Annotated in this window: 12 protein-coding genes, 1 tRNA gene and 1 pseudogene; 6 read left to right on the top strand and 8 right to left on the bottom strand. The window is 49.5% G+C overall.

The window, feature by feature from the left end:
* Positions 1-24: 24 nt before the first annotated feature.
* The 3 genes from deoB to mrdA all read left to right on the top strand — a co-directional run bounded on the left by deoB (position 25) and on the right by mrdA (position 4,408).
* A complete protein-coding gene (deoB, locus tag PAT9B_RS30650; RefSeq protein WP_013510470.1) occupies positions 25-1,248 on the top strand; it encodes a phosphopentomutase in 1,224 nt (407 codons plus the stop codon).
* Between the two features lie 33 nt (positions 1,249-1,281).
* Positions 1,282-1,995, top strand: a complete 714-nt coding sequence (gene deoD / locus PAT9B_RS30645; protein ID WP_013510469.1) for a purine-nucleoside phosphorylase — start codon at positions 1,282-1,284, stop codon at positions 1,993-1,995.
* Positions 1,996-2,515: 520 nt separating this feature from the next.
* Positions 2,516-4,408, top strand: coding sequence for a penicillin-binding protein 2 (mrdA, locus tag PAT9B_RS16760; protein ID WP_013510468.1), 1,893 nt, complete (start codon positions 2,516-2,518; stop codon positions 4,406-4,408).
* On the opposite strand, the gene PAT9B_RS16755 is transcribed toward mrdA, so the two are convergent.
* The 5 genes from PAT9B_RS16755 to PAT9B_RS31360 all read right to left on the bottom strand — a co-directional run bounded on the left by PAT9B_RS16755 (position 4,405) and on the right by PAT9B_RS31360 (position 8,706).
* A complete protein-coding gene (locus PAT9B_RS16755) occupies positions 4,405-5,115 on the bottom strand; it encodes a GGDEF domain-containing protein (protein ID WP_013510467.1) in 711 nt (236 codons plus the stop codon). The genes mrdA and PAT9B_RS16755 overlap by 4 nt on opposite strands.
* Entirely contained in the window at positions 5,112-5,498 is a 387-nt protein-coding gene (locus PAT9B_RS16750; protein WP_013510466.1) for a DUF1987 domain-containing protein, read from the bottom strand. The genes PAT9B_RS16755 and PAT9B_RS16750 overlap by 4 nt, the downstream gene beginning before the upstream one ends.
* Positions 5,499-5,505: 7 nt before the next feature.
* Complete coding sequence (locus PAT9B_RS16745; RefSeq protein WP_013510465.1) at positions 5,506-6,057, bottom strand: SiaB family protein kinase; 552 nt, start codon at positions 6,055-6,057, stop codon at positions 5,506-5,508.
* Between the two features lie 16 nt (positions 6,058-6,073).
* Entirely contained in the window at positions 6,074-7,297 is a 1,224-nt protein-coding gene (locus tag PAT9B_RS16740) for a SpoIIE family protein phosphatase (protein ID WP_041525854.1), read from the bottom strand.
* A gap of 86 nt (positions 7,298-7,383) precedes the next feature.
* The gene (locus PAT9B_RS31360) at positions 7,384-8,706 is read right to left on the bottom strand and encodes a PAS domain-containing methyl-accepting chemotaxis protein (RefSeq protein WP_013510463.1); all 1,323 of its coding nucleotides are present in this window, start codon (positions 8,704-8,706) and stop codon (positions 7,384-7,386) included.
* A gap of 194 nt (positions 8,707-8,900) precedes the next feature.
* Between PAT9B_RS31360 and PAT9B_RS16730 the strand changes: the two genes are divergently transcribed.
* Positions 8,901-8,976: transfer RNA gene (locus PAT9B_RS16730), tRNA-Phe, on the top strand.
* Between the two features lie 515 nt (positions 8,977-9,491).
* Here the strand turns inward: PAT9B_RS16730 and PAT9B_RS30290 are convergent.
* The 3 genes and pseudogenes from PAT9B_RS30290 to PAT9B_RS16715 all read right to left on the bottom strand — a co-directional run.
* A pseudogene (locus PAT9B_RS30290) lies at positions 9,492-9,923 on the bottom strand (IS3 family transposase); the annotation flags it as partial.
* 188 nt (positions 9,924-10,111) lie between these two features.
* On the bottom strand, positions 10,112-10,957 hold the full coding sequence (locus PAT9B_RS16720; RefSeq protein ID WP_013510462.1) for a NotI family restriction endonuclease: 846 nt from the start codon (positions 10,955-10,957) through the stop codon (positions 10,112-10,114).
* Positions 10,954-12,075: a site-specific DNA-methyltransferase gene (locus PAT9B_RS16715; RefSeq protein ID WP_150105798.1), complete on the bottom strand. Its 1,122-nt coding sequence runs from the start codon at positions 12,073-12,075 to the stop codon at positions 10,954-10,956. Before PAT9B_RS16715 ends, PAT9B_RS16720 begins: the two co-directional genes overlap by 4 nt.
* A 961-nt stretch (positions 12,076-13,036) precedes the next feature.
* Here PAT9B_RS16715 and PAT9B_RS16710 point away from each other — a divergent pair.
* Complete coding sequence (locus PAT9B_RS16710) at positions 13,037-13,648, top strand: helix-turn-helix transcriptional regulator (RefSeq protein WP_013510460.1); 612 nt, start codon at positions 13,037-13,039, stop codon at positions 13,646-13,648.
* Between the two features lie 31 nt (positions 13,649-13,679).
* A complete protein-coding gene (locus PAT9B_RS16705) occupies positions 13,680-14,534 on the top strand; it encodes a queuosine precursor transporter (RefSeq protein WP_013510459.1) in 855 nt (284 codons plus the stop codon).

Here is a 14,534-nt window from a genome sequence, read left to right as displayed (position 1 = left end):
CGCGCAGTTGCGCAGGAGACTTGCATGAAACGTGCTTTTATTATGGTGCTCGACTCCTTTGGGATCGGCTCCAGCAAAGACGCCGCTAAGTTCGGCGATGAAGGATCGGATACGCTCGGCCATATCGCCGAAGCGTGCTTTGCAGGCCAGGCTAATCAAGGCCGTGAAGGGCCGCTGCACTTGCCCAACCTCACCGCATTGGGTCTGGGTAAAGCGGCTGAACTCTCCACCGGGCGCTTCCCGCCAGGGTTAGATCCGCGTGCGGAAATTATCGGTGCTTACGCCTATGCCAGCGAACTCTCCTCCGGTAAAGATACGCCGTCAGGCCACTGGGAAATCGCCGGTGTGCCGGTGCTGTTCGACTGGGGCTACTTCAGCGATAAAGAGAACAGCTTCCCGCAGGAACTGCTGGATAAACTGGTACAACGCGCCGATCTGCCGGGTTACCTCGGCAACTGCCACTCGTCCGGGACGGTGATCCTCGATCAGCTCGGCGAGGAGCACATGAAAACCGGCAAGCCGATTTTCTACACCTCGGCGGACTCGGTGTTCCAGATTGCCTGTCACGAAGAGACCTTTGGATTAGAACGGCTGTACGAGCTGTGCGAAATCGCCCGTGAAGAACTGACCGAAGGCGGCTACAACATTGGCCGTGTGATTGCGCGTCCGTTTGTGGGCGACAAGGCGGGTCATTTCCAGCGTACCGGCAACCGTCACGATCTCGCGGTTGAACCGCCGTCACCGACCATGCTGAAAAAGCTGGTGGATGAGAAGGGCGGTGAAGTGATTTCCGTCGGCAAAATTGCGGATATCTATGCCCAGCAGGGCATCACGCAAAAAGTGAAAGCCACCGGTCTGGATGAATTGTTCGACGCCACGATCGCGCAAATGAAGAAAGCGCCGGATCAGTCGATTGTGTTCACCAACTTCGTCGATTTTGACTCAACATGGGGGCATCGTCGCGATATCGCCGGTTATGCTGGCGGTCTGGAACTGTTTGACCGTCGCCTGCCAGAGCTGATGGAACTGGTGAAAGAGGATGATATTCTGATCCTGACTGCCGACCACGGCTGTGACCCGAGCTGGCACGGTACCGAACACACGCGTGAACACATTCCGGTGCTGATCTACGGGCCGAAAGTGACACCCGGTTCCCTCGGCTATCGTGATACCTTTGCCGATATCGGCCAGACAATTGCGCACTATTTTGGCCTGTCCAGCATGGACTACGGCAAAAGCATGCTGTAAAACAGCGACCAATTTTTAATAAGGAAAATAACGATGGCAACGCCTCATATTAATGCAGAAATGGGTGATTTCGCGGACGTGGTATTGATGCCGGGCGATCCGCTGCGTGCGAAGCACATTGCAGAAACCTTCCTCGAAAATGCGGTTGAAGTGAACAATGTACGCGGCATGTTAGGCTACACCGGGACGTACAAAGGTCGCAAAATTTCGGTGATGGGCCACGGTATGGGCATCCCATCTTGCTCGATCTACGCCAAAGAATTGATCACCGAGTTTGGCGTGAAGAAGATTATCCGTGTGGGTTCCTGCGGCGCGGTGCGTGCTGACGTGAAACTGCGTGATATCGTGATTGGCATGGGTGCCAGTACCGATTCTAAAGTGAACCGTATGCGCTTCAAAGATCACGATTTCGCGGCAATTGCCGATTTCGATATGGTGCGTAATGCGGTTGATGCGGCTAAAGCGCTGGGCGTTGACGCGCGCGTGGGTAACATCTTCTCTGCTGACCTGTTCTACACGCCGGACCCGCAGATGTTCGACGTGATGGAAAAGTACGGCATCCTCGGTGTTGAGATGGAAGCGGCCGGTATTTACGGTGTGGCAGCGGAGTTTGGTGCGAAAGCGCTGGCGATCTGTACCGTATCGGACCATATCCGTACCCACGAGCAGACCACGGCGGCTGAACGTCAGACCACCTTCAACGATATGATTAAGATCGCGCTGGAGTCGGTGCTGCTGGGGGATTAATTCCTCTGCGCTTGGTTACCCTCACCCCGGCCCTCTCCCATGAGGGAGAGGGAGATGTGCCATATGCTCGATCGATTCCCTCTCCCGCTTGCGGGAGATGTGCCATATGCTCGATCGGTTCTCTCTCCCGCTTGCGGGAGAGGTGCCATATGCTCGATCGATTCCCTCTCCCGCTTGCGGGAGAGGTGCCATATGCTCGATCGATTCCCTCTCCCGCTAGCGGGAGATGTGCCATATGCTCGATCGATTTCCTCTCCCGCTAGCGGGAGATGTGCCATATGCTCGATCGATTCCCTCTCCCGCTAGCGGGAGATGTGCCATATGCTCGATCGGTTCTCTCTCCCGCTTGCGGGAGATGTGCCATATGCTCGATCGGTTCCCTCTCCCGCTTGCGGGAGAGGGTTAGGGTGAGGGGTGAAACCATCTGTCACACTTTTACCCAAGCTTGTGCATCTTCCTGCTGGCTCTGAGGCGAGAACTCCCTATCATTAGCGGGCTAACGATGAGATAAAGCCCCCCGATGAATTTCCGTAATTTCGAAGCCGAAGAGAAACTGTTTGTCCGCCGCGCGATCGTGGCCTTTGCGTTGGTGGTGATCTGTTTCACTATCCTCGGTGTGAATCTCTACCATTTGCAGGTAGATGAGAACAGCTATTACGCGACGCGTTCCAACGAAAACGACATCAAAATGATCCCCATCGCGCCGACGCGTGGGTTGATCTACGATCGCAACGGCATTCCGCTGGTGCGTAATGTCACCTGGTACGACATCCTGCTGACCCCTTACAAAATCGATGATATGAAGGCGACCATTGCGGCGCTCACCCCGATTGTCGATTTAACGCCGGAAGAGATCGATACCTTCTGGAAAAACCTCAAGCAAAACAGCCGCTACAAACCGGTGGTGTTGAAAGAAGAACTGACTGACGAGCAGGTGGCACGTTTTGCGGTCAATCAATTCCGCTTCACGGGCGTGAGCATTGATACCTATCAGGATCGCCAATACCCCTATGGTGCTGACCTGGCGCATGTGGTCGGCTATGTGTCAAAGATCAACGATAACGACTACAAACGCCTGAACGAAGCGGGGGTCGGTGAGAACTATGCCGCTGACCACAACATCGGTAAGCAGGGCATTGAAGGCTATTACGAATCGATTCTGCACGGCAAAACGGGTTATCAGGAAGTGGAGGTCGATAACCACGGCCGCATCGTGCGCGTGCTGAAAGAAGTGCCGCCTGTGGCCGGGAAAAATATCTATCTGACGCTGGACCTGCATTTACAACAGTATGTCGAGAGCCAACTGGTGGGGCAGCGCGCCGCCGTGCTGATTGAAGATCCCCATGATGGCAGCGTACTGGCGATGGTCTCCAGCCCCAGCTATGACCCAAACCCGTTTGTGAAAGGGATCAGCTATCAGGCGTACAAAACCCTGTTGCAGGATAAGAATCTGCCGCTGATTAACCGTGTCACCCAGGGGCTTTATCCGCCAGCTTCGACGGTGAAACCCTATATGGCGATGTCAGCGTTGTTAACCGGTGTCATCACCCCGCAAACCACCTTCTTTGGCGCACCAACCTGGACGTTGCCGGGCACCGATCGTAAATACCGTGACTGGAAAAAAAGCGGTCACGGCATGCTGGATGTGACGCGCGCGATTGAGGAGTCAGCCGATACCTTCTTTTATCAGGTGGCGTTTATGATGGGCATTGATCGTATCCATCATATGCTTAGCCAGTTTGGCTATGGCAAACCGACCGGAATCGATCTTAACGAAGAGTACGCCGGACTGCTGCCGAGCCGTGAATGGAAGCAAAAAGTCCATAAAAAAGGATGGTATCAGGGCGATACGGTATCGGTAGGGATTGGGCAAGGCTACTGGATTGCGACGCCGATTCAGATGGTGAAAGCGCTGGTGGCGTTGCTGAATAATGGCCGGGTGATTAATCCGCATCTGTTGGGCAAAGTGCAGCTTGGCACCACTCAGCAGCCTTATGAAGCAAAAGATCCGCAGCCGCAAATTGGCGACCCGAAATCACCTTACTGGTCGCTGGTGCGTCATGCGATGTTTGGCATGGCGAATGCGCCGAACGGCACCGGTTACAAATATTTCCACACCGCGCCTTATGGCATTGCGGCAAAAAGCGGAACTTCTCAGGTATTTAGCCTACGGCAGAACCAGGTGTATAACGCGAAGATGATCCCGACGCGCCTGCGTGACCATATCTTCTACACTGCCTTCGCACCTTTTAACGATCCCAAAGTGGCCGTGGCGTTGATTTTGGAGAATGGGGGAAATGAAGGGATTACCGCTGCGCCGGTGATGCGTAACATCCTCGACCATATCTTCCTGCCACCGCCAGCCGTGCCGGTGGAGACCGCGAATATCGCTAACGCGCCAGCGGCCCGCTAACGGAAAAACACCCGGTTACGGCCATGGTTTTTCGCATCGTACAGGGCGGCGTCAGCGTTGTTGTAGAGCGTTTCAAAGTCAGAGCCGGGTTTGCCATAGCTGACGCCGAGGCTGGCGGTCACGAGCTGGCCCGGCAGCACCGCCAGCGGTGAGGCATTGAGCGAAGCGTGAATGGCACCGGCGACAATCACCGCGTCTGACAGCCGAAAATGGGGCAGCAGCACGGTGAACTCTTCTCCGCCGATACGCCCGATGTTGGCTTCCGCCGGGCAATGTGCCTGCACGCGTGAAACCAGCTCGCAAATCACTTTATCGCCCATCGGATGACCAAACTCATCGTTGATTTTCTTGAAGTGGTCGATATCAAGAATGATCAGCGCCGCCGGACCATGCGCCAGGGTCAGCATAATACGTTGAATAATGGCGCTGCGGTTCCAGACGGCGGTCAGCGGATCGTGCGTGGCCTTATATTCCAGTTCCTGCGCCAGTTGGTTGAGCTGCTCATTGACGCGGTTCAGTTCGCGCTCGGCGCGGTCGCTGCGCGAAATCAGACGATAGGTTTCGCGCATCAGACGTTGATAGTGGCGATTGAGCCTGAGCAACGCGTTGCGGTAATCCTCAGCGCTGAGCGAGGACTGTGCGGCCACATCCTGCGAGCGATGCAGCACCTCGCTCTCCTCGCGGAACAGCTCATTAAGATCGATCATGAGGCCATTTCCGCCCGCAGCTTCACCTGGAGATCGGTGAAGTCCAGCGCCAGCTCCTGACCAAACTCTTCAGAGACATCATCTTCTTCATCATAAAACCAGTTCAGTTCCACCGTCAGTCCCGCCTGCGCGCGCTGGTTAAACAGATCAAACAAGCTAAACAGCATTTTGGTGCTGGAACTATTGAAGTAGCGCAGGGCGATATTGACCGTAAGCGGGCGTGGGTCTTGCGGTGCCCAGCTTTCCAGTGCATCCAGCAGCGGGCGATAAAACGCCGCCGCATTCTCCGGCCAGGATTCACCACGCAGGGAGAAGAGATGATCGGCAAAATTGAAGTCCACATCGGGGGTGCTGTCGGTCGCGGCGATAACGAGGTTTTGCATAACAAAATCAATCCTGGTGGATGGTGGCTTTCAGCCAAAAGGTTGCGAAGCCGCTGGTTTCCAACGGGCGCAGTTCATACTCCAGCGGTTCGCTGACATCACGTGCCAGCGTCAATAAGCCGATATTCGCCCCTTTGCTGGTGGCAGGGCTTTCGCTACGCAGGCCAACACGGTATGCCTGCTTAATCTCTTCATTGCTCATGGTGCGCAACATATCCAGCCAGTAACGTAACTGGTCGCATGCCGCCTGATCGACAAGGTTGCTGCTCTCCAGTACGTAGTTATCTCCGTCGATGCGTAAACACACGGTACCGAAGCGGAAATCCTGCTCCTCGTGGTTTAAGGCGCGACTGTCCTGCGAGTAACGCAGAATGTTCTGCACGATCTCGACGAAGCTGGAAAACAGGCGGCGGCGCACCTTCACCGGTGCCTGCTGGTTTTCGAGAAAAACTTTAATCACCTCGCCCATCGCCGTGATGTTCTGGGGCGAAAAAAAGCCGGTGTAGTGCAGTGCCACCTGCTCAGGCAGTGTGACGCTGACGTGCGACTCGATATTCATGATGTTTACGGCTCAGTTAATAACGAAAGCCAAACCAGGTGACGTCATCGCGTCGTGGCTGGTTGCCTTGCCAGTGGAGAAAATCCTGTTGAAACGCCTGGGAAAGCTCGCTCATTGGCAGGGTCTGATAGCGGCTGACCAGCGCCTGAATGCGTTTCTTACCAAACATAATCTGCCGATCCCCGCCAGGCTGATCGGTAACGCCATCGGTCATCACCAACAACATATCGCCCGGGGTGAGCGTGCGTTGGTGTTGTTGCCACACATAATCCAGCGGCGTATCGGTATACCCTACGCCAGTACGGTCAGCGGCCAGTGCCTCGGCTGGACCGACGGTGGGTTGCAGTAAGGCATGCAGACGCGCACTGGACCAACTGAGTTGATGTTGCCGGGTATCCAGCCGCAGGGCGATGGCATCGCAGCCGTCGTTGGAGTGCGAAGTTTGTTGTGACGCACTGAGCTGCCCGAGCGTCTGTTTGATATGACGATTCAACGCCTGCAAAAGCTCTGAAGGCGAACGCCGATTTTGTTGCAGCGCATTTTCCAGTGCGGACTGCACGATTACCGTCATAAAGGCCCCGGGAATACCGTGTCCGGTGCAATCGGCAATCAATGCCAGCCAGCCCTGTTCATCCTGATGAAAGGCGTAATAGTCGCCGCCCACACCGTCGCGCGGTTGCCAGTGCAGGCACCAGTCGTGTAACTGCAATGCCATTTGTTGGCTGGAGCGCTCAAGCATCGCGTCCTGAATCACACGGGCATAATCGATGCTTTGCAGAATCTGTTGGTGCTGCTGCGCCTGTAAATCGGAGACGGTACGAATCAGGTCGATACCCAGGCCAATGCCGATGTAGCGGTCAGCCTCCGTAAGGATAAAGCCGTCAGTTACGGATTTATCGCCGCTGGCGACCACCTGTTGAGCCACCTGGTCGAGCGGGGTGTCGGCATCGATCACCAGTGGATGCTTATCCATAAAGGCGATGCAGCTTTTGCGGTCATACAACTCACGAAAGAACGGACGCGCCATTTGTGACAGAAAGATGTGGCGGTTAATCATGCCGAAGGGTTTACCCTCCTCAACCACCGGCAGACCAATCAAATCTTTGTGATCGGTAAACAACGCCATAACAGCGAGGTTATCGCTGGCGGGTGTGACGAAGGGTACCGCAATGCAGAGCGAACGTGCGCGGTAACGGCTCGACAGGGCGGCAAGGCCTGCGCGTAAATCGGGCAACTGCATAGCGGAGATCTGGCATGATATTAAGAATAATCTGAGGGTACGACACCGCGATGACAGTTTTATGTCAGCGGTGTCGTGGCGAGGCATTACTCGCCTTTTAATGTGTCGGAAACATGGCTAATGGCGCGTACCACATCATCAGCGCTGTCGCGGATTTCAGTCATCACGCCACCGGCCTGTTGTGCCAGTGCCACGCCCTGATCGGCACGTTTCAGGTTAGATTCGATGCCTTGCAGCGCCTTGTCTGCCAGCAGGTGGTTTTGCTGCACTTTGCTTTCAATTTCGCTGGTGGCACGGTTAATGTTGGCGGCCAGGGTTCGTACCTCGTTGGCGACCACCGCGAAGCTGCGGCCATGTTCACCGGCCCGCGCCGCTTCAATGGCGGCGTTCAGTGCCAGCAGGTTGGTTTGATTCGCGATGCTACGAATATCTTCGACAATCGCGCCGATACGGTCGGATGAATTGCTCAGGTTATTGATATCGCCGGAAATCCCCTGAAGATCGCTGGCAAGGTCATGCATGGTTTGTACGCTGTTCTCAATCACCGTGGCACCCAGACGAGTGTTGGCGGTGGTTTGCTGTGCGGTTTGATATGCCTGCTGTGCTGCCTTGCGTTCCTGCTGATTTTTCTCAACCTGCGTCGTGACATCAGTGGCGAATTTCACCACTTTGTATAGCTCGCCACTTTCGCTAAAGATCGGGTTATAGGTGGCGCGTAACCAGACGGTGTCACCCTGTTTGTTCACGCGCTGAAACTGGCCGGAGATAAATTCGCCACGATTCAGTTTCTGCCAAAACTGCTGGTATTCCGGGCTGTTACGTAACTCGACGGTGCAGAATTGGCTGTGATGGTGACCGATGATCTCGCTGGCTTGATAATGCATAGTATTGAGGAAATTGGCGTTGGCTTGCAGTACCTCACCCTTCAGGTTAAAGGCGATGACCGCCATCGAACGCTCAATGGCGGCGGTCATCGCGCGCTGTTCCTGAGCATCAACAATGTGCCCGGTGATATCCGTCGCCAGTTTGATGATTTTGATCACCCGACCACTGCGATCCTGTACTGGTACATAATTGGCTTCCAGCCAGATTGGTCGGCTGTGTTTAGCCACGCGCAGGAATTTATCGCTGAAGGCCTCGCCACGATTCAGTCGTCGCCAGAAATCAGCATATTGCGGTGACTGGATGAGATCGCTGGTACAGAACAGGCTGTGATGCTGGCCGACGATTTCCGCCAATGTATATCCCATGCACGTGAGAAACAGGTCATTGGCGGTCAGGATGCGTCCTTCCGGGGTGAACTCAATAATGGCGATAGCATCATGCAACGCGTTAAGCGTGGCTGCACGATGGCTACGCCGCTGCCACGCAAGGCGTGACAGAATTCCTGATGTGATGGTGGTAAACATGGTGAACCTTATTTTATTGGTATGGTATCAGTTCGGTTATCGGCAGGGGTGATTAAAAATTCACCGAAAAAAGCGTGGCCGGGCACGATTTTTTACCATTCAGTCCATTGGTTGCTGCAAAAGACGGCAGTCAGTCGCTTTTCACTGAAAAGCGTTTGACGGTGCGGGCTGGTTAGGGTTTAATGCGCCCCGTTGCCCGAATAGCTCAGTCGGTAGAGCAGGGGATTGAAAATCCCCGTGTCCCTGGTTCGATTCCGGGTTCGGGCACCACTAATCGAAGCACGCTGGTCAGAGTGAGAAACTGACGGGCGGTTAGAGAGGGTGGAAATTGCTGATGTTGATTCTCACATCATGTACACATCGGTGATGTAACTCTCAAGAAAGAGAGCTTGTTAGCGCAAGCTCTCTTTTTTCGTTGCTGCAAATAATTACTATCTTATCAGATACTGTCAACCCTACTGCCATTTACTCACTTTTTTCGCTGACTAAGAGAGTGAAGCCAGAAATATGATAAACGTGGCTTAATACAATGGCGGGAGAATTGGTTCCAGAAAATGTTTGGTTATTGCGGAGACCTACGTATCAGCCCTCCGCTTTTAAACTTTAGATACCGACCTGCTCACTAACCCACTTTCTGGCTTTTTTCACCGTCTCTAAAGGTGGTGCCTTCTCTGGATCCTGTTCGGCTTCGATGATAATCCAGCCTTCATATGCTGAATTTTTCAGGAAGTTGATCACCGGAGCGTAGTCAACGATTCCATCCCCATGACTTGCCCCCAGTATTCAATGCGGTAAACCCGCTTGTGATTAACGCAAAGACCTTCACGCCGCAGAAGCTGCCAGATACGCCGGTAACCATAGCGCCGACGTTCAGGCACCAGCTCTGTGATGCGGACAGATAACTGCGTGTCAGCAGCCGGTCGCTGAGCCGCATAACGGCAGGTAGACAGGCAAACCTGCCAGCCTGCAGGCACGACGTTGCGACAGACATGCGGCCTCACACATGACTTCCACTGCTTCCCGCTTCTGGTCTGTCGTTAGAACTTTCGGCCCAGAGCCACCTGAAGCGTCTCCTTATCCAGCATGGCTTCGGCGAGCAGCTTCTTGAGACGGGCGTTCTCTTCTTCAAGCGACTTAAGGCGTTTTACTTCAGGTACTTCCATACCACCAAACTTCTTACGCCAGGTGTAGAAGGTCGCGTCAGAAAAACGCTTCTTCGCGGGGATGTCCTCAGGTTGCTGATGAAGACATTACTAACATCGTGGTGTGTTAATCAACAGGGAGCAGGTCACTCCCTCAAAATGATAAGCGGTGGCAGCGGTGAGTATTCTTGCAAGGTGATGTAATTATATCAGCCGAATTTAAAGGCGTTAGATAAAAACGGCCCCTTCACGTGGGGCCACTACTAGAACATTCTGAACAATGTTCCTGAACCTACTTTCCTTTCAAGGAGCATTATTATCTGCTCTAACTCAACACGCGCCTCAGCTTGAAGACCCAGACATTGAGAAATACCGTCATCATCGGTACTAAGCCTTGCATTCATGCTGATTCTGTATTCTTCATTAATTCTGTTCATGCTATATGAGTGAAAGTGAAGAGAGTCACCAAGGCTTGCTGGTTGATTCAAATGGGCAAAATTAAATTCACCGGCCATATAATTTAGTAAATGGTTCTGAACCACTAACACAAGCTTCTTATTTATATGTTCAAAAGTCTTCACTTTATGGTGCATCTGAACCAAAATCGTTTTGGCCGTCATCTTCCAGTTCATACCATATGAACTTCCTAAGAATTCAGCCTCATCATTTCGAGCAACGTTAACCTCTCTCAGAAAACGTTGTCTTTCAGGCCAAACAGTCCCTGTCGTATCCATAGTTTGTAATTCAATACCAACAAAATCTCTTACTCTGTCATTCCTTACAGAAACCAAAAAGAAGTCTACACTACCACCGGGAATTCTAACTTCCGGAACTACATGTAGTTCATTCCCAGGTTCATGGTTGGTCAGCAAATGTAAGCAATCTGCAAAAATCTGACCTCTCTCCAACAGTCTCGCAGGACAAATCATGACTGGCTGAGGATCCCTGCCATATAGGACAGTACATGTACCAATTGCGAGGCCAGGATCTGATTTTCTGGTTTTGAAACACACCCTTTGTCTAAAAGGGCAATGTTGCTCCTGAATCACACGCTCCCAATTTTGAGCTGAGTGCGTACCTAACCCAAATATTTCTATGATTTTGCTCATTTTAATAACTTGAACCTTTCCGTAGTAAGTTTTAAATATCTTTCAGATATATCAATTCCCACAGATTTGCGACCCAGCTCATATGCAGCAATCAATGTTGAACCAGTGCCGGAAAATGGGTCCAATGCTATCCCATTTTCTGGACAAGTAGCTAGAATCGGAATTCTACAAAGATCCAATGGGTATGCTGCAAAGTGGGATTTCCTCTTTTGAGTATCCTCAGGAAGAATATCCCAAACATCAGCGGGCTTACTGCCCTTAGGGTGGTAACGCAGAAAATAAAACCCCTTATCCCTGAGTTCTTTTGCCCTTCCAGATACCTTCTCACTTTCTGAATGAGTGGTCCTTTGTTGTCCACGAATGACCATTCTGAAATCAGAAAACTTTCCAGCTGAAATATCATCAAGCATACAATTCAATGCTGACAGAGCATTCACTTTCTCTTGTGGTGTTAATGTCGTGGATAGTTCTATTTGTCTTTTATATCTGACACCAGAGACACCGGTCGCTGATACCACGGAACCATTAACTACTTTGGCATCCCTGGGTTTAGTACGAATTGCGTCAGCGTTGTAGTAGTAACCTTTATTTTTCTTAACGAAATGGAATATATTTTCGTGCACATTACCGAGACGGTCAGCACTATTATCCATGCCGCCTTTCAACTTGTTCCAAATGACACTATTCCTTAGAATCCATCCTTGGTTATCCGTTAGCTCAAAAGCTACACGCCAAGGTAATCCTAATAAAGCTTTATCTTTATATGTGTCTCCAAGATTCAACCAAAACGATCCTGTTGGCTTCAAGACTCTCTTTATCTGTAAACAAATTTCAGCCAAATTTCTTACAAAGTCCATAGGATCAACTTCTAATCCGATTCCTCCATTCTCATACTCTCGTTTGCCCCAGTATGGAGGAGAAGTCATGATGAAATCGATAGAATCAGAGGGGAGCTGTGCCAGAACGTCTAGAGCGTCGCCGCACATCAAAAGCGGGGAGCATCCTTCCGCATGTTTGTAAATAGTCAAAGCCTCAGAGAAAGAATCATGAACACACGTTGTATTTTTCTCATAACCTTCTGTTACTGTGTGATTTTCAAATTCTAAGTTCTTTTCCATCTGGCGACACCGTACGACATTCATAAGGGAGTTGATTGCCTTAAAGAATACCATTTTCCAGCTCAGATTTCTGTCTTCACTCGCTACAAAGCCTTGAGTAGAGCTGATGTTGCCATATAGTAAAGAACAGCGGTAGATTCGGAATCGAAGCGTGCAGGTAACTTGCTGTTGTTCGGTGATTTTATTGTTCAGGAAACGAATCTCTGGTTCGATTCCGGGTTCGGGCACCAAAATTCTGCATCAATCCACGCTGGTTAAGAGGTTCAAGTCTTAACGGGCGGATAATACGGAATCGACTTATCAAATAGTGGTTAAGCAAAATTTTACCATTACGACGTTGTAAGTTGATTCCTTCAGAAAGGACGCATGCGCTTAAACGCATGCGTCCTTTTTTGATCGCGGGCAAGGTTCACAGTGAATTATCCCTGCGTCAGGCTTCGAACTCTTATATCTGTAGTTATGCAGGCGTATTCCTGCCACTTCTACAGCCATTTCAATGTAATAGACATAATGGTACGCAAAACCTGATACTTCAATATGTTATCGAAGTCTAAGGTGTCAGCTACAGATAATTGACAACTCTTTGTTATCTATTTTTGGTTTGATTTAATTTAGCCAGGGTACATATTAATCTGTAATTAAAAATCAGAGAAAAAACCCTGAAAAACAGAGAAATAATCAAATAAATCTTTTAAATTTGATCGTTTCTGATACGAATGAAATTATCTACAGAAAATCATCAAGTCAACATAAAAGGATGCAAAATGACCACTGAAGTGTATTTATTTTGTTGATATCATTTATAACAATATGATTTTAATCTGTTTTTAAAGTTTTGCAAAACGTGCATAAAATCATGTGAAAAGCACTTTTTTATGTTACCTTTTGCTTAAAGCTATCATTCAGGAATTAAGCTTCACTTATGGATTATGGGTGCAGTTCATGACAAGGATGCTCTTTAGTGAAAACATCTGGATTACAAAGAAAAGATAATATAATTAACAACATAGATTATCTTATTAAGAGCCGTGGTGAAACTAAGGCTTCTTTCGCGAATCGTACTGGTGTGACACGAGCGACGTTATATAAAATTCTGGAAGGTAAGGTTAGTAATGTTCAGCAGTCAACGATAACTCGTATTGCTGATTTTTTTGGTGTTTCCTGTGAGATCATAGAAAATTGTGATCTAAAGCATATTGAGTTTATTGAGAGTACCTTGTCGCCAGATGGTGATAAAAATCCAGCCGCAATACCCGTTGTCCCGCAATCAGAATTTGTATCCCATATGGAAAAAAGGGTTGGGCATCTTGTTACTCAGTATCCTCTTACCTGGTATTTCGGCGATGTATCAAACATGATTGCTATGCGCGTGGAAAAGAACATTGGAAATATGTTTTTTTCTGGGGATGTATTAATTATTAGAAGACACCACCCACCAAAGAAAAAACAAATTGCCATATTCTACTCACAAGTAGGAGATATCTTTTTGAAAAATTGCAATGATTCTCTGAGTGATATTCGTTCATCAGGTGGATTGTTGCTCGGAGCAATAGTCGAAGAGAGAGTACTTTAACTTCTCAGTAATATTTAAGGATGAATATTATATGCAGTCTAACAAAAAGTATAAACTTACTGGATTTGAACGATCTGATAATATAAGGGCAAATGTAATGGTCATCGCAACGGGGAAGTCGATGACTATTGGATTATCGGAACTCGAAAGTAGCACAATAACTGATGATTTTAACAGAAATGAGTTAAAAGCACTCTATCGCCGTTTGTATAGTGATACCGATACGATAACTTCTTATGAATTGGCTGACAGGCATGAACGGTCCTGGTATGCGTATTTGATTATCAGTCTCATATTAACCGTTGTTTATATTCTTTGCACTGTAAGTGGTGTGAAGCCCGTACATCTTCCAGTATTTAACTTCGTTATCCCTCCAGCGATATTCTTTTATCCAATATCATTCATACTGGTCGATATTCTAAATGAGTTTTATGGCCTGAGAATGGCCAGAAGAACAATTTTCATATCTTTTATCGCAAATATTTTTTTTGTTTCCGGCTTATGGCTTACCTCTCGAATACCGGCATTGCCTGAGTGGGGACTGGCAGCATCTTACACTTCTTTCGTAAATAGTATTGTTTCTGTGCTATTTGCGTCATCAGTTTCTTATCTTATTTCTGAAAACATAAATTCATTTTTATTATGCAAGATAAAAGAGTTTACTGATTCAAAGTATCTTTTTATTCGGGTTATTACCAGTACGGTAATGGCATCGGCAATTGATAGTGCTATATTTTGTATGCTGGCATTTTACGATGTGCTTAGTATTGATGTTATAAAAACAATGATAGCTTCTCAATTCATTATAAAATTAGTTTATGCCGTTGTTGGTGTTGCCCCCATCTATGCTACGCGCGAATTATTCAGGCGCTACATTAACACATAA

The sequence above is a fragment of the Pantoea sp. At-9b genome, from assembly GCF_000175935.2.
Taxonomy (GTDB): Bacteria; Pseudomonadota; Gammaproteobacteria; order Enterobacterales; family Enterobacteriaceae; genus Pantoea.
Note: the sequence above shows the minus strand (reverse complement) of the source record. Positions and strands in the feature narration are given on the sequence as shown.